A 20,346-nucleotide genomic window follows, 5' to 3' on the forward strand; every position below is an offset into this window, starting at 1 on the left:
TCCTACTCGATGGGATCAAGCGGCCCTCAGGGAGCTCAGGAACTGATCGACCTCGGATTTGAGCCGGGTCGATTGCGAGGTGAGTCCGGTCGCGGACTCCAGCAGGCGCGAGGCGGCGCTGCCGGTCTCGTCGGAGGCACGGGTCACGCTGCCCATGCTTTGGCTGACCAGCCGCGTGCCTTCGGCCGCCTGCTGCACGTTGCCGGAAATTTCTCCGGTGGCGAGGCCCTGCTGCTCGACCGCGGTGGCGATCTCCTTGGAGATGTCGTCGATCTCGGCAATCGTTCCCCCGATCGCCTGGATGGCGGAGACGGCGTCACCCGTTGCGCTCTGGATGCTCTGCACCTGGCTGGAAATTTCCTCGGTGGCCTTCGCGGTCTGGTTGGCGAGTGCCTTGACCTCGCTTGCCACGACGGCAAAGCCCTTGCCGTGCTCGCCGGCGCGCGCCGCCTCAATGGTGGCGTTCAGCGCCAGCAGGTTGGTCTGGCTGGCGATCGTCTGGATCAGCGTCACCACCTCGCCGATCTTCTGAGTGCCGGCAGCCAGGCTCGCGACCACGGTGTTGGTGCGGCGAGCTTCGTCCGCCGCTTTCGCGGCGATCTCCGCCGACCGCGTCACCTGCTGTGAGATACTGTTGATCGACGCAGTCAGCTCTTCCGTTGCGGCAGCGACCGTCTCGACATTGGTCGACGCCTGTTGCGAGGCGCCGGCCGCGGCCGACGTCTGGCGCGAGGACTCCGCGCTGCTCCGGCTCATCGACGAGGACAGGCTCTGCATCTCGTTGGCGGCGACGGCCACCGCCTCGACGATGCCGCCGATCTTGCGCTCGAAGCCTTCCGCAAGCTCGCGACGGGCAAGATCAGCCTGCTGCTTGACGCGTTGCTCGGCCTCGAACCGCTCGGCGGTGGCGCGCGCCTCGGCAGCGATCGCCGATTCGGCTTCCGCGGTCTTGCGCGCGCTGGTTTCGAACAACTGCGTCAGCTTGAGCGCAAGGGCGATGAGAACACCGGCCTCGATCAGCAGGATGACCGCATGCAGCACAACGCGGCCGAAATCAGCGCCGCCCGGGTAGATCGCTGCAGGAAAGACGAAGTTCAGGACCAGATGGTGAAGCGCGACGGCGACGGTGCCGGCCAGGATCGGCCGGTAGTCGCAATATGCGACCAGACAGGCGAGCGCGGCGAAAAAATACATGTGCATGTCGATCTGCCAGGCATGTCCGGACATCTGGTAGACAAGCACAGATACACCGCCCATGACGGCGACCGCGACCGTGAGCTGGGTCGACAAGGTGTCGCCGGCGCTGCGCCAGGAAAGGGTCGCCACCACCGCCATGACGACCATGAGCATGGTCGGCATCAGCCAGTCGCCGCGCGACAGCCCGATGATGAGGGAGAGCGGAACGTGAACCCAGAGTACCGCCAGCAGAAGCTTGCTGGTCGTGTGCCGGAGGGTTGCCAGATCGCTGGTCTCGACGTTCATTTCCGATTCCCCCAAAGAGATCATTTTGCAAGGCAGGCGGAGACCGCCTGCGGATCGATGATGAGCCAGGCTCCGGCCTCGCGCAGCCGCGCCGAGCCGTCGTGTTCGCCGGGACGAACGACCAGCAGCGATGAAATGGTCGTTGTGCGCACGAGCGCGGCGTCAGCCGAGGCCGCAGCGAGCATCGCGTGTTGCGCGCTCCACCAAGGTGGGAAAGCGACGGCCACGATTTCGCTCCCCGCGCGCACTTGGAGTGACAGCGCTGCGACCGCGACAAAGCTCGCGATCAGAAGCGCCGTGGCATTGAGCCACGGGCGCGAAGACGGAGGTATGGTTGCACCGGACGTCATCACATCCAAGAATAGAGGGATGGGAATAACTTCCGGTAAACGTTCGTTAGGGATGACGACTGGAGTTCGGGACGCCGGCGCTGCAACGTCCAAGCGGCCCGGAATGCTCGGCTCAGACCGGCGGCACCGGCAGCGCCGTGACCGACTTGATCTTCTCCATGGCGAAGCGCGAGGTGACGTTCTTCAGGGGCACCGCGCTGATCAGCTTCTTGTAGAAGACATCGTAGCTCTGCATGTCCGCAACGACGACGCGCAGCATGTAGTCGACGTCGCCGGCCATCCGGTAGAACTCCATCACCTCCGGCATCGAGCTGACCGCCTCGGCGAATTTGCGCAGCCAGGCCTCGGAATGGTCCGCACTCTCCACCGACACGAACACGGAGATGCCGAGCCCGATCTTGTTCTGATCGACCAGGGCCACCCGGCGCAGGATCACGCCATCGGCCTCCAGCCGCTGGATGCGCTTCCAGCACGGTGTCGACGACAATCCGACCCGATCGCCGATCTCGGCGACGGAGAGCGATGCGTCCTCCTGCAGGACCATCAGAATCTTGCGGTCAATGGCATCGAGCCGGCGATTGGCCTCGGAGCCTTGGGCGGCGACATCGGTCATGGAGAAACTTGTTCCATAGGAAGGCTATAAAACCCTCATATAGAGAAAATCGTTCCAAGGCAAGGATCGGCCGTTCAGCCCTTTGCGGCCGGGTCTGGCCGTTTCCGCAGAGGGCCGGGCTGGTTTCCTGTTACCGCTCGTCGTTCTCCTTCAGCCAGCGGCCGACCAGATGATGAGCAATGGCGAACGGATGCGGTCCCGCCAAGCCATCCGGATGCTGCCGCAGTAGCATCTGCCGGGCCTCGTCGCGGCTGAACCAGCGCACGTCCTCGAGCTCGGTGCGGTCGATGACGATGTCTTCGTTGAGCGCTCGGGCGCTGCAACCGATCATCAACGACGACGGATAGGGCCAAGGCTGGGTCATGTAATAGGTCACGTCGGTACAGCGAATGCCCGATTCTTCGAACACCTCGCGCCGGACGGCGTCCTCGATCGTCTCAGCCGCCTCGACGAAGCCGGCGAGGCAGGAATACATGCCGGCCGGAAACTGCTTCTGCCGCCCGAGCAGGCACTTGTCGCCCGAGGCGACCAGCGAGATCACGACCGGATCGGTGCGCGGGAAATGCTCCGTCTTGCAGCTCGGGCATTCGCGCTTCCAGCCGCCCTCGCGCATCGCGGTCTTGGCGCCGCAATTTGCGCAGAAGCCGTGGCGCTGATGCCATGATACCAGGGACTTCGCCATCGCGATCGTCGCCAACTGGTCGACCGGGATCGCGCCCTGCATCGCCACCCCGCGCAGCTCGGTGACCGCCACATCGTCGCGCCCGGCGAGCTTCTCGACGGCCGCCGGCGAGATGCCCATGCCGAACACCGCCGCGCCGTCCTGCAGCCCGAGGAAGATCGTTCCCGGATTGGCACCGAACTTCAGCGCCTCGTCGATCGACAGCAGCGCGCGCAGCTTGTCGCCCTCGCGCTTCAGCACCAGCGAATCGCGATGCACGACATAGGCCCGCGTCGACGGCTTGCTCTCGAAGCCGAGCAGCCTCTCGTCATGGAAGCGCAGATGGGCGGCGCGATCGATCGGATGGCCGACGAAGGCCGGCTTGCCCAACGGAAACAAGTCGAATGGCGACATCTCTCACCCTAGCCAGATCTTGCGCCTGATAGCGCTGATGAACTGCTGCACCTCCTGCGCATCGTGGGGCACAGGCGGCGCGGCGCCCCACACCGGTCGCGGCCAGGCCACGTCACTTGTGCGTCGCGCGATGATGTGGACGTGCAACTGCGGCACCATGTTGCCGAGCGCGGCGACGTTGAGCTTGTCGCATTTGGTGATCTCTTTGAGCGCGCGTGACGCCCGCGTGATCTCGGTCATCAGCTGCGCCTGCGCGACCTCGTCGAGATCGATGATCTCGACCGCGCCCTCGCGCCGCGGCACCAGCAGCAGCCAAGGATAGTTCGCGTCCTTGATCACCAGCACGCGGGACAGCGGCAGGTCGCCAATGTCGATCGTATCCTTCGCAAGTTGCGGATGCAGCGACCAGGCTGATTCGGGCATGCGGCGGTTCCTGGCGGATGGTCAGGTGGGGAGCTCGCGGGCACCTAAAGCCTTTCCGAGCTGCGGCACAAGCCCGCGGGGCGGTAGACTAGGCCGGCGAAGCTCGCGCTTGCTTTCCGGACCATTTGGCCCCAAATAGGCAGCGGGAGATTGGCGGTGGACGAGCCACTCGCCAACCGGGTCAGGTCCGGAAGGAAGCAGCCCTAACGAGGTCCGGATCGGGTCGCTCGTCAGTCTCCTACCTGTTTTCTCGAGCGAATCGCGCAAAGATGGCGGGGACCCCGCGCAGGGCGGGCGCTCGACCGCGCTCCGGCTGATTGCGTCGACGATCGCGATCGATGCCGGCCTGGAATGCTCACTTGCGGATCGCTCGATGACCGACGCTGGCGCCCCACCTGTTCCGCCTGACAGCGCCGACGCTCCCGCCAAGCCCTACCGGGTGCTGGCGCGCAAATACCGCCCCTCCAGCTTCGCAGATCTGATCGGCCAGGAGGCCGTGGTGCGCACCGTCTCGAACGCGTTCGAGACCGGCCGGATTCCGCAGGCCTGGATTCTGACCGGCGTCCGCGGCGTCGGCAAGACGACCACCGCCCGCATTCTCGCCCGCGCATTGAATTACGAGCTGCCGGACGGCTCGGTGAAGGGGCCGACCATCCATATGCCGGTGCTCGGCACCCATTGCCAGGCGATCATGGAAAGCCGGCACATGGACATCCTCGAGATGGACGCGGCGTCCCACACCGGCGTCGATGACGTCCGCCAGATCAATGACAGCGTCCGCTATGCGCCGGCCAGCGCGCGCTACAAGGTCTACATCATCGACGAAGTCCACATGCTGTCGACAGCGGCGTTCAACGCCTTCCTGAAGACCTTGGAGGAGCCGCCGGAGCACGCCAAGTTCGTGTTTGCGACCACCGAGATCCGCAAAGTGCCGGTGACGGTGCTGTCGCGCTGCCAGCGCTTCGATCTGCGCCGCGTCGAGGCCGACGTGCTGATGAAGCATCTTTCGGGCATCGCGACCAAGGAAGGCGTGACGATCGAGCCCGAGGCGCTCGGCATCATCGCGCGCGCCGCCGAAGGCTCGGTGCGCGATTCGTTGTCGCTGCTCGATCAGGCGATCGCGCACAGCGCCGGCGAAGTCCGCGCCGACGATGTCCGTCAGATGCTGGGCCTCGCCGACCGCACCCGCGTGATCGACCTGTTCCACCATCTCGCCAGCGGCGACATCGCCGCCGCCTTCAAGGAATTCCGCGAGCAATATGACGTCGGCGCCGACCCCGTGGTCGTGCTGTCGGATCTGGCCGAGTTCGTGAACTTCGTCACCCGGGTGAAGGTCGTGCCGGCCACGGCCGACAACGTCGCCTTCAGCGAGACCGAGCGGCTGCGCGCGCGCGACTTCGCCACCAAGCTGTCGATGCGGGTGCTGTCGCGGATGTGGCAGATGCTGCTCAAGGGCATCGCCGAGACCCAAGGCGCGACGCGCCCGGCCGCCGCCGCGGAAATGGTGCTGGTACGGATTGCCTACGCGGCCGATCTGCCGACGCCCGACGAAGCCATTCGGATGATCGACCAGAACGGCGGCGGATCTCCCGTTGTCACGAACGGCGGCGGAGCGCGTGCTGCGCCGGCATCCACCATGAGCGCGGGAACGCCGCCTGTGATGACGTCGGCGCCGATGCAGGCGCCGCGCGCGCAAGGCCCGACGCTCGCCGCGGTCGGCGGTTCGATGCGCCCGCAGGCGATGTCGTCACAGCCGGCGCCGGCAACACAGGACCAGCCCGCGCTACGCATCGCGAGCTTTCAGGAACTCGTCGCGCTGGCCGGCAAGAATCGTGACCTGATCACCAAGAGCGCGCTGGAGATGGACGTACGGCTGGTCCGCTTCGAGGAGGGACGGCTGGAGATCGCGCTGGAACGGACGGCGCAGCGCTCGCTTGTCTCGGACCTCGGCCGCAAGCTGGAAGACTGGACCGGCCGGCGCTGGACGGTGATCGTTTCCAACGAGCCGGGTCAGGCGACCTTGCGCGAGCAGAACCTGCGCGCCAAGAGCGAGCGAGAGGCGGCGGCGGAGGCCGATCCGCGCGTACAGGAGATCCTGGCGCGGTTCCCGGGCACCAAGGTGGTCGAAGTGCGCCGGCTCGCCCCCGAGCCGCCCGAATCGGACGCCAGTGCTGTCGAGCCGCCCGACGAGTCCGACGATGATGATTTCTAGAGCATGATCCGGAAAAGTGGAAAACGGTTTTCCTCGCGACAAACGCCAAAGGCGTTTGCGCGGAGATCATGCTCAACCAGATGGCTGATGATGAGGTGCTCCGATGGCTGACTTTCTCGGCATGATGAAACAGGCGGCGCAGCTGCAGACGAAGATGCAGGAGATGCAGGAGGAACTCGGCAACGTCGAGGTCGAGGGCATCTCGGGCGGCGGTCTGGTTGCCGTGCGCATGACCGCCAAGATGGACGTGAAGAGCATCAAGATCGATCCGTCGCTGCTCAAGCCGGAGGAGGCCGAGATCCTGGAGGACCTGCTGGTGACCGCGCATGGCGATGCACGGCGCAAGGCGGAAGCCGCGATGCAGGAGAAGATGCAGGCCATCACCGGCAAGCTCGGCCTGCCGCCCGGCTTCGGTTTTGGTTAGTTGACCTGATGACATTCGTGAACTGATGGCCGTCGCTGGTCCTGAGATCGAACGCCTGATCCAGCTGCTCGCGCGCCTGCCCGGCCTCGGGCCGCGTTCGGCGCGGCGCGCCGCCCTGCATCTGATCAAGAAGCGCGAGGCGCTGATGGTGCCGCTTGCCTCGGCGCTGCAGGTCGCGATCGATCGCATCCAGGTCTGCAAGACCTGCGGCAACATCGATACGCAGAATCCCTGCACGGTGTGCACCGATCCGCGGCGCGATCCCGCGATGATCGTCGTCGTCGCCGATGTCGCCGACCTCTGGGCGCTGGAGCGCGCCAAGGCCTCGAACGGCCGCTATCACGTGCTCGGCGGCACCTTGTCGCCGCTCGACGGAGTCGGTCCGCAGGATCTCACCATCGACGCGCTGGTGCAGCGCGCGCATGCGCCGGAGGTGCAGGAGATCATCCTCGCTCTGAACGCGACGGTCGACGGCCAGACGACGGCGCACTACATCACCGACCTCCTGCAGGAGGCGAACGTCAAGGTCACGCGGCTGGCGCATGGCGTGCCGGTCGGCGGCGAGCTCGACTATCTCGACGAAGGCACGCTCTCGGCCGCGATGCGGCAGCGGACCTTGTTCTAAGCACAGACGGAAATGAATTGATGACGAAACGCGGATTCGGCAAACGGCTGGCTCTGGGCGCGATTCTGGCGGCACTCTCGGCGCCGTCGGTGCTGGCGCAGCAAAGCGAGGCACCGCAGAAGGCGGGGCGTCCGCTCAATGCCGGTGACGTGCTGTCGGGCGAGCTGACGGCGCTGAAGCTGAAAGGCGCCAAATCGGGCCAGCCCTCCGCCGCCTATCAGATCACCAGCGAGCCGCGCCGCCTGCCGCCGCCGAGCGGGCTGTGCAATCTCGAGACCGGACCGGAGACGTTCCAGCTCGTCACCGCGAACACGGCGCAGGCCTCGCAGCTCAAGGGCCTGCTCGGCAAGCAGATCGCGGTCAAGGTCGACGAGATCGCCTGCGCCCAGGATGCGGGGCAGATGAGCGAGGCGGTCGTGACCAAGTGGAGCTTGGTGAAGCGGTGACACTTGGGACGCTGCGAGCGCCGCCTCCTGACTTCTGCAGTCATCGCTCGGCTCGACCGTGCGATCCAGTACGCCGCGGCCCTCGGTTGATAGCTGACGTCTCTGGAATACTGGGTCATCCGCCTTCGCGAGTGACGACAGTTGACGGTGAGGCGGCAGCTACAACTTCACCGGCCCCAAATCATCGAAATGCCCACGCCGTTGCAGCCAAGCGAGCAGCACGAGGCTCGGGATCGCGACGAGCACGCAGATGACGAAGAATGCAGGCCAGCCGGTCGCTTTCGCCACATAGCCCGCGCCCGATGACAGATAGGTTCGTCCAACCGCGGCGAGCGCGGTGAGCAGCGCATATTGGGTCGCGGTGTGCAGCGGGTTCTGGCACAGCGCAGAGAGATAGGCGACGAAGATCACGGTGCCGATCGCGCTGGTGAGGTTCTCCGCAGAGATCGCCAGCGCCAGCGCCCACTGATTGACGCCGACGATGGCGAGCCATGAGAACGACAGGTTGGCCAGCGCCTGCACGATGCCGCCGATCCACAGGCTGATGGCGAGCGAATAGCGCCGCGCGACGAAACCGCCGGCAAAGCCGCCGGCGAGCGTGGCGGCGAGGCCGACGCCTTTCACGATCGCGGCGTAGTCGACCTTGCTGAAGCCGAGATCGATCACGAACGGCGCGGTCATCGTGCCGGAGAAGGCGTCGGTGAACTTGAACAACACGACGAAGGCGAGCGCCGTGAGCGCATCACGTCGGCCGAGGAACTCGACGAAGGCCCCGGCAGCCGCATGCATCACGCGGGTGAGCGCGGTGTCCGCACCCATCGCGGCCTCCGCCTGCTGCGACTGGGCCGGCTCGGTCGCCGCGAGGGCCGTGATCGTGCCGATCAGCACCAATCCGGCCATCGCAACATAGCCCCACATCCAGGACGACGGACGCGTCAGCCCCGAGGTCTCGAATGCACTGACCACCACCAGTGCGCCGGCGGTCGAGACCAGCATGCCGATGCGGTAGGCGGCGACATACGCCGCCATGCCCGCGGCCTGCTCACTCTCCGGCAGGCTCTCGACGCGGAAGGCATCGACCACGATGTCCTGGGTCGCCGACATCGCGGCGACCAGCAGCGCGGCCAGCGCCACCATGAACGGCGCGTGCGCCGGGTCGGTCAACGCCAGCAGCAGGATGGCGGCGATCAGCAGCAGTTGCGCGAACACCAGCCAGCCGCGCCGCCGCCCGAAGGCGCGCGTCAGCAGCGGCACGTGCAGCGCGTCGACAAGCGGCGCCCAGAGGAATTTCAGCGTGTAGGGCGTGCCGACGAGCGCGAATAGCCCGATGGTCCCGAGGTCGACGCCGAGCTCGCGCATCCAGATCTGCAAGGTCGAGCCGGACAGGGCCAGCGGCAGCCCCGACGAAAATCCGAGGAACAGCACCACGAGCACGCGCGGCTGCAGATAGACGGCCATGCTCTCGCGCCAGGTGGGGGCTTTTGGCGCAGCCTCGGGCTTTGCGCCGGTCGCGGTGATGTCGGAAGAAGCCTCAGGTACGGTCATGGATGGGTGGTAGCAGATTTGCGCAAGAAACGCTCTCCATCTCAGCTGTCATCGTCCGCGAGCCGGGCGATGACAGTCTTGGCAAAATTCAAGCTGCGACAAGGGCGAGCTACCCAATCACTCCCCCGCCTGCACGCGTCCCGCCAGCGGAAACAAATCCGGCGCGGTGCCCGTAGCTGGCGCGATGCGTGGCGACTCCACCGGCGTGTCCTGTTTGCTGAAGTCGAGCTCCTCGATCCGCGCGGCGCGCTTCTCGATCTTGTCGGCCGAGATGAGGATCTGGCGGATGTCCTCGCCGACATCGCCGAAATGCTTCTGCAGCTTGAGCACGCGCTCGCGCAGGCGGCCGAGATCGTCCCCGAGATGGATCACCTCGTTGCGGATCTGGTCGGCGGCGTCGCGGATGCGTGCGTCCTTCATGATCTGCTGCATGACCTGGATCGCGAGCATCAGCAGCGACGGCGACACCAGCACGACGCGCGCGCGATACGCTTTCTGGATGACGTCGTCGAAGCCATCATGGATCTCGGCATAGACCGATTCCGACGGCACGAACATCAGCGCGGTGTCCTGCGTCTCGCCGACCACCAGATATTTCTCCGCGATGTCGTTGACGTGACGCAGCACGTCGGTACGCAGGCGCTGTGCGGCGGTGCGCTTCTCCTCGTCCGTCTCCGCATCATGCAGCGCGGTCACGGCTTCCAACGGAAACTTGGCGTCGATGCACAGCGGTCGCGCGTCGGGCAGGAACACGACGCAGTCCGGCCGCTTGCCGCTGGCGAGCGTGTACTGGAACGCGTAGCTGCCCTTCGGCAGTCCGTCCTGCACGATCGCCTCCATCCGCGCCTGGCCGAACGCGCCGCGCGACTGCTTGTTGGCGAGGACGTCGCGCAGGGTCGTGACCTGGGTCGTCAGCTCGCTGAGATCACGGTGGGCATTGTCGATGATGCCGAGCCGCTCGTGCAGCACGCGCAGACTATCCATGGTGTGGCGCGTACTCTGCTCCATCGACTGTCCGACGCGATGAGTCACCGCATCGAGCCGCTCGTTGACGCTGCGGGCAAGATCAACCTGCCGGCCGGCGAGCAGCTGCGCCATCGCGTCGACCCGGCCGGAGGCCTCGCTCTGGACGCGGATCATCTCGCTGAACCGATGTTCGATCTCATCGCTGCGCATCGCCTGCTGGGCCGCGAGCTCGGCGCCGCGCCGGCCGGAACGCACCACGGCCGCCACGATCATCACGAGCAGCAGCACCACCAGCACGCCAAATCCGATCAGCGCATCGCTGGCGCGGACCGGAAGGTCGCCGATCATGATGACGACAGGATTGAGGGACTGGCTGGCGGCGGTCATCACGCCCGTCTATCCGATTCGCACAAGCTCGCGAACGAAGAGAGAACATTTATGGTTAAGGCCAGGTTAAGAATCATGGTTAACGAGGCGTTGAAATTCATGGTTAGCGAAGTCTTAACCGCGCACCCTCACATTGACCGCGCCGGTTCCGCGGCTTAAATCGCGCGCCATGTCCCTAAGAGAAATCATCATCCTGCCGGACCGGCAGTTGCGGCTGGTGTCCAAGCCGGTCGAGAAGGTCACGCCGGAGATCCGGCAGCTGGTCGACGACATGTTTCAGACCATGTACGACGCGCCGGGCATCGGGCTCGCAGCGATTCAGGTCGCGCAGCCGCTGCGCGTCATCACCATGGATCTGGCCAAGCCCGACGCCAACGGGGAAGGCAAGCGCGAGCCGCGCGTCTTCATCAATCCGGAGATCGTTGCCAAGTCGGACGAGCTGTCGGTCTACGAGGAAGGCTGCCTGTCGATCCCCGAATATTACGAGGAGGTCGAGCGGCCGGCGCGCGTGCGCGTGCGCTTCACCGATCTCGACGGGCTGGTTCGCGAGGAGGATGCCGAGGGGCTCTACGCCACCTGCATCCAGCACGAGATCGACCATCTCAACGGCGTGCTGTTCATCGACTATCTGTCGAAGCTCAAGCGCGACCGCGTGATGAAGAAGTTCGCCAAGGCCGCCAAGCGCGCCAGCGAGTAACGATCAACTCTCTCCTCCGTCATGCCCGGGCTTGACCCGGGCATCCACGTCGCGCCGCGCGTTACAGGCAGCTCGACGTGGATGGCCGGGACAAGCCCGGCCATGACGCGGAGGATTCGGCAATGCAGGATCTTCCACCAGATGCCGCTTCGCCTGATCTTCATGGGCACGCCGGATTTCGCCGTGCCGACCCTGCTCGAACTCGCCGGCCACGGCCACGAGATCGCGGCGGTCTATACGCGCGCGCCCAAACCCGGCGGCCGCCGCGGCCTGGCGCTGGTGCCGACGCCGATCGAGACCGAGGCGCGCCGGCTCGGCATTCCCGTGCTCACGCCGAAGACGCTGAAGACCGAGGACGCGCTGGCTGCGTTCCGCGCCCATGAGGCCGATGCCGCCGTTGTCGTCGCCTATGGCATGATCCTGCCGCAGGCGATTCTCGATGCACCGAAACTCGGCTGCTACAACCTCCACGCCTCGTTGCTGCCACGCTGGCGCGGCGCCGCGCCGATCAACCGTGCCATCATGGCAGGGGACGCCGAAAGCGGCGTGATGGTCATGAAGATGGATGTCGGTCTCGACACCGGCGACGTCGCGATGGCCGAGCGTCTACCCATCACTGACGCGATGACGGCGTCCGATCTGCACGATCGCCTCTCGCGGATCGGTGCCGACCTGATGGTGCGCGCGATGGCGGCGCTGGAGCGCGGCGGGCTGACGTTGACGAAGCAGGCCGAGGAGGGCGTCACCTACGCTGCCAAGATCGAGAAGGCGGAGGCGCGGATCGATTGGACGAAGCCGGCGCATACGGTGCTGCGGCACATCCACGGCCTGTCGCCGTTCCCCGGCGCCTGGAGCGAGGTCACGCTCGATGGCGAGGCGGTGCGTTTGAAGTTCCTGCGCTGCGCGCTCGCCAGCGGCGCGGGCGCGCCCGGCACTGTTCTGGATGACCAGCTCACCATCGCCTGCGCCGACGGCGCGATCCGCATCACCGAGCTGCAGCGCGCCGGCAAGGGCCCGATGAAGGCCGCGGATTTCCTGCGCGGTACCCAATTGAATCGCGGTGCTCGTTTTTCGTAACGCTGTCATACGCCGCGAAAGCGGGGTATCCAGTACGCCGAGACGTGCATTGTTGCGCCGAGACGTCGGCGAATACTGGATCGCCCGCCTGCGTGGGCGATGACGGCAGCAATAGACCGAATGCCCCGCTACAAGCTCACCATCGAATATGACGGCGCGCCGTTCTGCGGCTGGCAGCTGCAGGAGACCTTGCCGTCGGTGCAGGGCGCGCTCGAAGCCGCGGTGCAGGCGACCTGCGGCGTGCCCACGCGTGTGCACGGCTCGGGCCGCACCGACGCCGGCGTCCACGCCACCGGCCAGGTCGCGCATTGCGACATCGCCAAGGAGTTCCGCCCGGACAAGCTGCGCGACGCGCTCAACGCGCATCTGCGGCCGAACCCGGTCGCGGTGCTCGCCGCCGAGATCGTGCCCGACACCTTCGAAGCGCGGTTCTCCGCGCGCAGGCGGCACTACCGTTACCGGATCGTCAATCGCCGCTCCAACCTCGCGCTGGAGGTCGGCCGCGTCTGGCGGGTGCCGCAGCGGCTCGATTCCGATGCGATGCATGCAGCCGCGCAGCGGCTGATCGGCAAGCACGACTTCACGACGTTCCGCGATACCGAATGCCAGGCCAAATCGCCGGAGAAGACGCTGGATCAACTCGACGTCGTGAGGGAGGGCGATGCGATCACCATCCTCACCTCCGCCCGCTCCTATCTGCATAGCCAGGTCCGCTCGATGGTCGGCTCACTGGTGTGGGTCGGGCAGGGTCGCTGGACCGCCGATGATCTGGCCGCCGCGCTCGCCGCGCGCAACCGCGCCGCCTGTGGCGTCGTCGCCCCGCCGGAAGGCCTCTATCTCGTGAAGGTCGACTATTGAGATCGTTCTGCAGTGGAACCCGCGAATCGCTATTAGCTGCCAATGATTGTCCTAATGAGTAGTCGTTTCGGGAGTAAGGGACAGGATTCATTAACTCCAAATTGAAGCCCTCGCTGCTATCCGGACCTCAGGCTGCTGTCCAGCGAGGTCGATCGTGCGCATTCGTCAAGTCTTCCTGCTCTCTTTGCTGCTCGGGGCCGTCATCGGCCTGCTCGCAACCATGTTGTTCGCCTGGCAGCAGCTGACCTCGCTGCAGGCCGCGAGGACGGCAGGCCGTGATACGCAGCTGCTGGCCGCCATGCTGCGGCTGCCGGAAAAGCTGAACCTCGAGCGCGCCATGGTCAATCCGCGCCTGGCGTCGCCGAATCCGGCAAACTCGGACGAGCTGGCCGCGCTGCAGAAGATACTTCAAGGCTCTGACGACGCCTTCGCCAAGGCGCGCAGCCTGGCGCTGCTGAGTGAAGACAGCGCCGCGCTGGACTCGATCCAGCAGAAGTTGCGTGTGACGCGCGGGGCCGCTCTCGATGCCGTCGCGCAGGCCAAGGCGGCGCGATCCGAAGCAATCGTCCGTGATTACGTGCCCCAGATGTTCACGATCCAGGAAACGACCGGCAGCCATGTCGACGTGATCGTGCGCCGGATCAATGCGGCCAATCCCGCGGTAGGCCAGGCGGCGCGTCTCGCGGTAATCGGCTGGGATTTGCGCGACTGGGCCGGTCGCGCCACGACGACGTTCGTTCGCATGATCGCGACCAAGCAGCCGATGGCGGGTGAACCGGCCGAGGCGCTCGCGACGTTCAAGGGACGCATCGAGCGCATCTGGACGACGGCCAAGCTCGCTGCCGCAGAGATCAACCAGAAGCCGATCTTTGCGGCCCTGACCGAGGTCGAGAATGGCTATTGGGCCCGCGGCGGCGAGTTCTATTCGTCGCAGGTGGCGCCGAACCGGGGCAAGGTGCTCGAGCTCGATCCCGACCAGTTCCTGCGGTCCGTATTCCCGATCCTCGATACGATCCTGCCGCTGCGCGATGCAGCCCTCGCCGAGGCGCTGAGCCAGAGCGAGGTCGCGATCGCCGAGTCGCAGACCCGCTTTGTCCTGGCGCTGGTCCTGTTGCTGGTCAACGTCGCGGCCGCCGCACTGGGGACGGTCTGGTTCAATGCCCGCGTGATCAAGCCGCTGTCGAATCTGACCGAAATGATCCGTCGGATCGCCGGTGGCGAGCGCAGTGTGGAAATCGGATTTGGCGATCGGACCGACGAGATCGGCACGCTCGCCAATGCCATCGGCGTTCTGCAGGAGAAGTCGGCGGAGGCCGACCGGCTGTCGCTGCAGGGCGCCGATGCCGAGGCCCGGCGCGACGCCCGCCGGCAGAAGATCGAGGCGCTCACGCGCCGCTTCGGCGAGGTCATCGACACGCTGTGCGGCCGGCTGAGCGATGCCGCGAGCGGCCTGAAGCAATCGGCCGAGACGCTCGACGGCTCGGCCAGCACCACCGCGTCGCGCGCCACCGCGGTGGCCGATGCGGCGGCGCAGGCGACCTCCGGCGTCAACACGGTTGCGGCTGCCTCCGAGGAGCTCGACGCGTCGATGAAAGAGATCACCCGACAGATCGCAGAAGCCGCGTCGGAATCCTCCAACGCGACTAGCCAGGCGCTCGATACCACCGACAAGGTCCGGACGCTCGCCGGCAGCGCCACCCGCATCGGCGACGTCGTGCAGCTGATCCGCGCCATCGCCTCGCAGACCAATCTGCTCGCGCTCAATGCCACGATCGAATCGGCGCGCGCCGGCGAGGCCGGCAAGGGTTTTGCCGTCGTCGCGTCCGAGGTGAAGAGTCTCGCATCCCAGACCAGCAAGGCCACCGAGGAGATCGAAAGCCAGATCGCCGCGATCCAGAACGAGACCGGCAGCACGGTCGCTGCGATCGAGAAGATCGCCGCCGTCGTCAACACGATCAGCGGTGTTACCGGAGCGGTGGCGAGTGCGGTGGCCGAGCAGAGCGCCACGACCCGGGAGATCGCCCGCAGTGTGCAGCAGACTGCGAGCGGCACCAACGACGTCTCGTCGTCGATCGCGCTGGTCAGCGCGGCCGCCGCGGACACCCGCGGATCGGCGCGCTCGCTGCTCGACTCCGCGGCGAGCCTTGCCGGCCAGGCCACCGACCTGCGTCGCGAGGTCGATCAGTTCCTGGCGGAGGTGAAGGCCGCCTGATCAGGATCAGGCGCGCCGCTCAGGCGAAATACCTGTCGAGGATGCCGCGATAGATCTTCGTCAAGGTCGCGATGTCGGCGACCGAGGCGCGCTCGTCGATCTGGTGCATGGTCTGGCCGACCAGGCCGAACTCGATCACCGGGCAGTAGCTCGAAATGAAACGCGCGTCCGAGGTGCCGCCGGTGGTCGACAGCTCCGGCTTGCGGCCCGTCACGCTCTCGATCGCGGCGACGGCGAGCTCGGTGAACGGTCCGGGCTTGGTCAGGAACACGTTGGAGTTCGACGGCAGCCAGTCGATGCGGGCGCGGATGCGATTGCCGCAGGCCTTCGTCAGCCGCTCTTCGACCAGCGCGCGCAGCGTCTCCTGCGTATGGCAGTCATTGTAGCGGATGTTGAATTTCGCCCGCGCCAGGCCCGGGATGACGTTGCTGGCGGTGTTGCCGACATCGACGGTGGTGAATTCGAGATTCGACGGCTGGAACTGCGCGCTGCCGTTGTCGAGCGGTTCGTCCGACAAGGCCACGATCAGGCGCGAGATGTCCGGCACCGGGTTGGAGGCACGGTGCGGGTAGGCGACGTGGCCCTGCTTGCCCTCGACGATCAAGGTGCCGGACTGCGAGCCGCGGCGGCCGATCTTGATGCAGTCGCCCATGACCTCTTGATTGGACGGCTCGCCGAGCACGCAATGGTCGAACCGCTCGCCGCGCTCGGCCGCCCACTTCAACAGCTTGATGGTGCCGTTGATCGAGACGTCCTCCTCGTCGCCGGTGATCAGGAACGAGATCGAGCCCTTCGGCTGTCCGCTGTGATCGCGCAGATAGTCGAGCGCAGCCGCGACGCTGCAGGCGATGCCGCCCTTCATGTCAACGGCGCCGCGGCCATAGATGTAGCCGTCCTTCACCTCGCCCGAGAACGCCGGCAGGCTCCACGCCGCTTCATCACCGGGCGGCACGACATCGGTGTGACCGGCGAAGGTGATGTGCGGCCCGTCGGTGCCGATGCGGGCATAGAGGTTGTCGATGTCGGCCGTGCCTGCTTCGGAGAACGTCACGCGATGCGTCGTGAAGCCCGCGTCTTTCAGCAGGGCCTCGAGCACGCCGAGCGCGCCGGCATCGGCCGGGGTCACGGAGGGGCAGCGGATCAGGTCGCGGGTGATGGCGAGGGCATCGGTCATGCCTTTCGCTTAACATGCTATTTTGCCGGCGGGCTAGTGCTGCCGATTGCCGCTTCCCCTCGCGGCGGGCTCGCAACGTGCGGGGTGAACTCCAGCTCCTTGTGCTGGTTCCAGGCGGGCGCGGGCGGTCTTGGCTGGCCGGAGCGTTCGCTGGATCGGACCTTCGGCAACGGGTTGGGCCCGAAGCGATTGGTCCAGGGATCGCCGGCAAGGCAGTACAATTCGATGAAGGCCCACAGCGAGAGCAGCGCACCAGCGCCGCCCACGATCGCTGGAATGACCGTCCCGGGAATGCGCTCCGCGTACTGGTTGACCAGCCCGGGCACGACGAAGAACGGAACCGTCCACCAGCCGCTCCTGTCGCGGTCATGCAGCCGCTTGATGGCGCCTGCGGCAAACACCCAGACGAACACGGGGGTGAGGATGACGTGGAAGGTGGCGGGGACGATATCGGCGCGGGTCAAGCCGCGAAAGGTGTCCGGGTCGAGGACCGCGAAGATGTCGGTCAGATTGAAGCTGAAGGCCGTCGGGCCGCCCAGCAGCCTGCTCGCGCCCGCCACCAGCGTGGCGGCAAAGACCATCCAGCAGAGCACCACCAGCAACGACAGCCAGAGCTTGGCGCGGTTGATCCGGCCGTGGAAGCGAAACAGAAACCAGGTCCAGTCCATGGACGTCCTCCGGACCGATGGCTTGGCCGGCCCGGAGATTCGTTGCTACGGCCGCAGCCGCGGTTCAATCAGTCGCGCAACAGCTCGTTGATCGAGGTCTTGGAGCGGGTGCGCTCGTCGACGCGCTTGACGATGACGGCGCAGGCGGTGGAGGGGCCGATCTGGCCGTTCTTCATCGGCTTGCCCGGCAGCGCGCCCGGCACCACGACGGCATATTCCGGCACCTCGCCGACGAAAACCTCGCCCGTCTCGCGGTCGACGATCTTGGTCGACGCGCCCAGGAAAACGCCCATCGACAGCACCGCCCCCTTGCGTACGACCACGCCCTCGGCAACCTCCGAGCGCGCGCCGATGAAGCAGTCATCCTCGATGATCACGGGGCCGGCCTGCAGCGGCTCAAGCACGCCGCCGATGCCGACGCCGCCGGAGATGTGCACGCGCTTGCCGATCTGGGCGCAGGAGCCGACCGTCGACCAGGTGTCGACCATGGTCGCCTCGTCGACATAGGCGCCGAGATTGACGAAGGACGGCATCAGCACGACGTTCCTGGCGATGTAGGCCGAGCGGCGCACGATCGCGCCGGGCACGGCGCGGAAGCCGGCGTCGCGAAAGCGGTTCTCGCCCCAGCCCTCGAACTTCGACGGCACCTTGTCCCACCACGACGCCTGGCCGGGGCCGCCGGGGATCACGCTCATGTCGTTGAGGCGGAACGACAGCAGCACGGCCTTCTTGAGCCACTGGTTGACGCTCCACTTGCCGTCAGTGCCGCGCTCAGCGACCCGGGCCTCGCCCTTGTCGAGCAGCTCGAGCGCGCTCTCCACGGCGTCGCGGACCTCGCCCTTGGTCGTGGTCGAGACGCCATCACGGGCATCGAAGGCGCTGTTGATGGTGGATTCCAGGGCGGACAGTGACATCGGTCGATCCTCGCTTGGTCCCTGGGCAGAAAGCCGGGGACGGCCGTGTACGAGCATGGTGGGCAGGGCGGCTTTTTCGGGATTTGGACCCGGAGAGTCAAGGACGCATCGGTGGCGGGGGCCGTCCGCGCGGGAGGTGCGGCTTATCATGCTCCGTCATTCCGGGTTCGATGCTTCGCATCGTCCCGGAATGACAGCTCAATGCGTGGCGGGTTTCACCCCACCAGCCGCTGCAAGAACCCGGTCAGATCGTCCGTGACATGATCGACATGCGGATCGTCGCGCCCCGCCAGCTCCCAGTCCTCGCGCACCACCTCCTTGGTGCCGTCGGGCACTACCAGCACGGTCGTCATGCCGAGGTCGTGCGGGACGACGAGATTGCGGGCGAGATCCTCGAACATCGTGGCCCTGGCAGGATCGACGTCATGGAGCTTGAGGAATTTGTCATAGGTCTCGCGCGCCGGCTTCGGCGTCAACTCGGCGGCGATGATGTCGAATACGCCGTGGAAATGCGCGGCAATGCCGAGCCGCGCCAGCACCGCGTCGACGTGGTCGACCGAGCCGTTGGTCAGGATCAGCTTGCGCCCCGGCAGCTTCTCGATCGCCGCGCCCATCGCCGGGTTCGGCTCCAGCGGCGAGTGGTCGATCTTGTGCACGTAGGCAAGGAAGTCGTCGGCGTGCACGCCGTGCTCGGTCATCATGCCGCGCATCGTGGTGCCGTAGCGGCGGTAGTAGTCCTTCTGGATGCGGCGCGCCTCCTCCGCATCGACCTTGAGCCAGTTGGAGACGAACTCGCCGATCCTGGCATCGACCTGCTGCCACAGATTGACGTGATGCGGATACAGCGTGTTGTCGAGGTCGAACACCCAGGTGTCGACGTGATCGAAGGCGCGAGGGGATTTTGTCATGTGGGCGTCGGTCCATCCTGCCTTCGGTCATCATGCCCGGCTAGGGCGGCATATTCCGCTGTCGTCCCGGCGAACGCCGGGACCCATACCGCGGAAGCTATCTTGCGGCATGATGGCTGATGCCGATGGCCCAAACCTCGGCCGGTGGTTATGGATCCCGGCGTTCGCCGGGATGACAGCTGTGGGTGTGGTGGCAACGTGGGCAACGTCGCTATGCCCATCACGGCAACGCGAAGCGCAGCGTCTTGCCGCCGCGGGTGATGTCGACGGCGGTGAATCCGGTGGCGGTGAAGCCGCGGCTCGGGCAGTCGCCCTGCTCTGATGTCTCGAACTTGTTCTCGCGGGTGCAGAGTTGCACCAGCCCGCCCCAGTTCAGCGGCTTGTTCTTCAGTTTGATGGTGCGGTTCTCATCGTCGACCGCCTCGGCGAAGCTGTAGACCTTCTTCGGCTGCCCGGCGATGTCGGGATGCAGGCATTTGCCGGCATCGATGCGGTACCAGCCGCGGCTGACCACGGTGCGGCCGTCGTCGGTGCCGACCGCCGCCATGACCTTGTGCGGGGTGTCGTTGCACCAGGTCAGCCCGGTGGGGGAGGGCGTCTGCACCGCGTCCACCATGGTCGCGAAGAAATTCGGCTGCGACACGACGTCGGATGACAGCCCGCGGCTTTTCAGGAACGCCGCGAGCGCGGCTTGCGTCTTCGGCCCGTCGACGCCGTCGATCGGCGAGGCGTCATAGCCGGCGATGCCGAGCAGCCGCTGGATGCCGGCGAGCCGCGCCTGCTCGTCGTCATATTCTGCGCTCTCGGCGAGATAGGCGATCAGGGTGCCGTCGTCGGCCTTGCTCGGCGTCACCTGCGTGAACGCCGCCGGCGTCTGACCGGTGCGGCACTGGCGGGCGGCGGCGATGACGAAATTGTCCGCCGCCACGCACAGCTGATCGTTGCCGTTCTCGGCGAGCGGCGACGCGCCGTAGAGGCTGAGCGCGCGTGCATGCAGGAGAATGCGGTCGGCGGTCATCGTCCCCTGCAGCACCACGCGGCAGGTCGCCGGATCGAGCCGGAACCATCCGCGTGTCGCGGTTGCCGCCTTCTCGTCGATGCCGATTGCGGCCTCGACGACGTAGCTCATTCGGTTGCAGAGCTTGAGGTCGGCGCGGGCGGGGGTGAGGGAGGCGAACAAGGCCAGAAGGATCACAGTGAGGCTGAGCGGAGCGCGAGTCCGGAAGGGTTTGATACGCCCCGCTCTCTCCCCATCGTCATGCCCGGGCTTGACCCGGGCATCCATTTTTC

Annotated in this window: 20 protein-coding genes and 1 other RNA gene; 9 read left to right on the forward strand and 12 right to left on the reverse strand. The window is 66.3% G+C overall.

Going from position 1 to position 20,346, the window contains the following annotated elements; translation table 11 throughout:
• Positions 1-15 precede the first annotated feature (15 nt).
• The 5 genes from ACQR0W_RS15575 to ACQR0W_RS15595 all read right to left on the reverse strand — a co-directional run bounded on the left by ACQR0W_RS15575 (position 16) and on the right by ACQR0W_RS15595 (position 3,943).
• The gene (locus tag ACQR0W_RS15575; RefSeq protein WP_316167266.1) at positions 16-1,482 is read right to left on the reverse strand and encodes a methyl-accepting chemotaxis protein; all 1,467 of its coding nucleotides are present in this window, start codon (positions 1,480-1,482) and stop codon (positions 16-18) included.
• A 20-nt stretch (positions 1,483-1,502) separates the two neighbouring features.
• Entirely contained in the window at positions 1,503-1,832 is a 330-nt protein-coding gene (locus ACQR0W_RS15580; protein ID WP_316169643.1) for a hypothetical protein, read from the reverse strand.
• 112 nt (positions 1,833-1,944) lie between these two features.
• The gene (locus tag ACQR0W_RS15585; protein WP_315715344.1) at positions 1,945-2,445 is read right to left on the reverse strand and encodes an Lrp/AsnC family transcriptional regulator; all 501 of its coding nucleotides are present in this window, start codon (positions 2,443-2,445) and stop codon (positions 1,945-1,947) included.
• A 130-nt stretch (positions 2,446-2,575) separates the two neighbouring features.
• Positions 2,576-3,520, reverse strand: coding sequence for an NAD(+) diphosphatase (nudC, locus tag ACQR0W_RS15590; protein ID WP_315752214.1), 945 nt, complete (start codon positions 3,518-3,520; stop codon positions 2,576-2,578).
• 3 nt (positions 3,521-3,523) lie between these two features.
• A complete protein-coding gene (locus ACQR0W_RS15595; protein WP_315715346.1) occupies positions 3,524-3,943 on the reverse strand; it encodes an HIT family protein in 420 nt (139 codons plus the stop codon).
• A gap of 145 nt (positions 3,944-4,088) precedes the next feature.
• On the opposite strand from ACQR0W_RS15595, the gene ffs reads away from it, so the two are divergent.
• The 5 genes from ffs to ACQR0W_RS15620 all read left to right on the forward strand — a co-directional run bounded on the left by ffs (position 4,089) and on the right by ACQR0W_RS15620 (position 7,650).
• Positions 4,089-4,185, forward strand: an RNA gene (ffs, locus tag ACQR0W_RS15600) — signal recognition particle sRNA small type.
• A gap of 131 nt (positions 4,186-4,316) precedes the next feature.
• Complete coding sequence (locus tag ACQR0W_RS15605) at positions 4,317-6,155, forward strand: DNA polymerase III subunit gamma/tau (RefSeq protein ID WP_316169602.1); 1,839 nt, start codon at positions 4,317-4,319, stop codon at positions 6,153-6,155.
• Between the two features lie 103 nt (positions 6,156-6,258).
• A complete protein-coding gene (locus ACQR0W_RS15610; protein ID WP_315715348.1) occupies positions 6,259-6,579 on the forward strand; it encodes a YbaB/EbfC family nucleoid-associated protein in 321 nt (106 codons plus the stop codon).
• A gap of 25 nt (positions 6,580-6,604) precedes the next feature.
• On the forward strand, positions 6,605-7,204 hold the full coding sequence (gene recR / locus ACQR0W_RS15615; protein ID WP_315715349.1) for a recombination mediator RecR: 600 nt from the start codon (positions 6,605-6,607) through the stop codon (positions 7,202-7,204).
• Between the two features lie 20 nt (positions 7,205-7,224).
• Positions 7,225-7,650 (forward strand): hypothetical protein, encoded by a 426-nt coding sequence (locus ACQR0W_RS15620; protein WP_315715350.1) that lies wholly within the window; start codon positions 7,225-7,227, stop codon positions 7,648-7,650.
• A gap of 159 nt (positions 7,651-7,809) precedes the next feature.
• Here the strand turns inward: ACQR0W_RS15620 and ACQR0W_RS15625 are convergent, their stop codons facing one another.
• Together ACQR0W_RS15625 and ACQR0W_RS15630 are read right to left on the reverse strand one after the other, a co-directional pair.
• On the reverse strand, positions 7,810-9,195 hold the full coding sequence (locus ACQR0W_RS15625) for an AmpG family muropeptide MFS transporter (protein WP_315825865.1): 1,386 nt from the start codon (positions 9,193-9,195) through the stop codon (positions 7,810-7,812).
• Positions 9,196-9,312: 117 nt separating this feature from the next.
• Positions 9,313-10,548: a DNA recombination protein RmuC gene (locus ACQR0W_RS15630; RefSeq protein WP_315752210.1), complete on the reverse strand. Its 1,236-nt coding sequence runs from the start codon at positions 10,546-10,548 to the stop codon at positions 9,313-9,315.
• Positions 10,549-10,717: 169 nt separating this feature from the next.
• Between ACQR0W_RS15630 and def the strand changes: the two genes are divergently transcribed.
• From def to ACQR0W_RS15650, 4 genes are all read left to right on the forward strand, one after another.
• On the forward strand, positions 10,718-11,245 hold the full coding sequence (gene def / locus ACQR0W_RS15635; RefSeq protein WP_315715353.1) for a peptide deformylase: 528 nt from the start codon (positions 10,718-10,720) through the stop codon (positions 11,243-11,245).
• A gap of 141 nt (positions 11,246-11,386) precedes the next feature.
• Positions 11,387-12,322 (forward strand): methionyl-tRNA formyltransferase, encoded by a 936-nt coding sequence (gene fmt / locus ACQR0W_RS15640; protein ID WP_315715354.1) that lies wholly within the window; start codon positions 11,387-11,389, stop codon positions 12,320-12,322.
• Between the two features lie 120 nt (positions 12,323-12,442).
• Positions 12,443-13,180: a tRNA pseudouridine(38-40) synthase TruA gene (gene truA, locus ACQR0W_RS15645; protein WP_315715355.1), complete on the forward strand. Its 738-nt coding sequence runs from the start codon at positions 12,443-12,445 to the stop codon at positions 13,178-13,180.
• A gap of 154 nt (positions 13,181-13,334) precedes the next feature.
• Complete coding sequence (locus tag ACQR0W_RS15650; RefSeq protein WP_316186626.1) at positions 13,335-15,392, forward strand: methyl-accepting chemotaxis protein; 2,058 nt, start codon at positions 13,335-13,337, stop codon at positions 15,390-15,392.
• Between the two features lie 19 nt (positions 15,393-15,411).
• Here ACQR0W_RS15650 and dapE read toward each other — a convergent pair whose 3' ends face one another.
• From dapE to ACQR0W_RS15675, 5 genes are all read right to left on the reverse strand, one after another.
• A complete protein-coding gene (gene dapE, locus ACQR0W_RS15655; RefSeq protein ID WP_316186627.1) occupies positions 15,412-16,566 on the reverse strand; it encodes a succinyl-diaminopimelate desuccinylase in 1,155 nt (384 codons plus the stop codon).
• Positions 16,567-16,583: 17 nt separating this feature from the next.
• A complete protein-coding gene (locus tag ACQR0W_RS15660; protein ID WP_316186628.1) occupies positions 16,584-17,234 on the reverse strand; it encodes a DUF805 domain-containing protein in 651 nt (216 codons plus the stop codon).
• Positions 17,235-17,302: 68 nt separating this feature from the next.
• Positions 17,303-18,148 carry a 2,3,4,5-tetrahydropyridine-2,6-dicarboxylate N-succinyltransferase gene (gene dapD, locus ACQR0W_RS15665; protein ID WP_316186629.1) on the reverse strand — a complete coding sequence of 282 codons (846 nt, stop codon included), beginning with the start codon at positions 18,146-18,148 and terminating at the stop codon, positions 17,303-17,305.
• A 215-nt stretch (positions 18,149-18,363) separates the two neighbouring features.
• Complete coding sequence (locus tag ACQR0W_RS15670) at positions 18,364-19,056, reverse strand: pyrimidine 5'-nucleotidase (protein ID WP_315752205.1); 693 nt, start codon at positions 19,054-19,056, stop codon at positions 18,364-18,366.
• A 220-nt stretch (positions 19,057-19,276) separates the two neighbouring features.
• Positions 19,277-20,341, reverse strand: a complete 1,065-nt coding sequence (locus tag ACQR0W_RS15675) for a DUF1036 domain-containing protein (protein WP_316186630.1) — start codon at positions 20,339-20,341, stop codon at positions 19,277-19,279.
• Positions 20,342-20,346: the final 5 nt, after the last annotated feature.

Source organism: Bradyrhizobium sp. HKCCYLRH1034 (assembly GCF_051168375.1).
GTDB lineage: Bacteria > Pseudomonadota > Alphaproteobacteria > Rhizobiales > Xanthobacteraceae > Bradyrhizobium.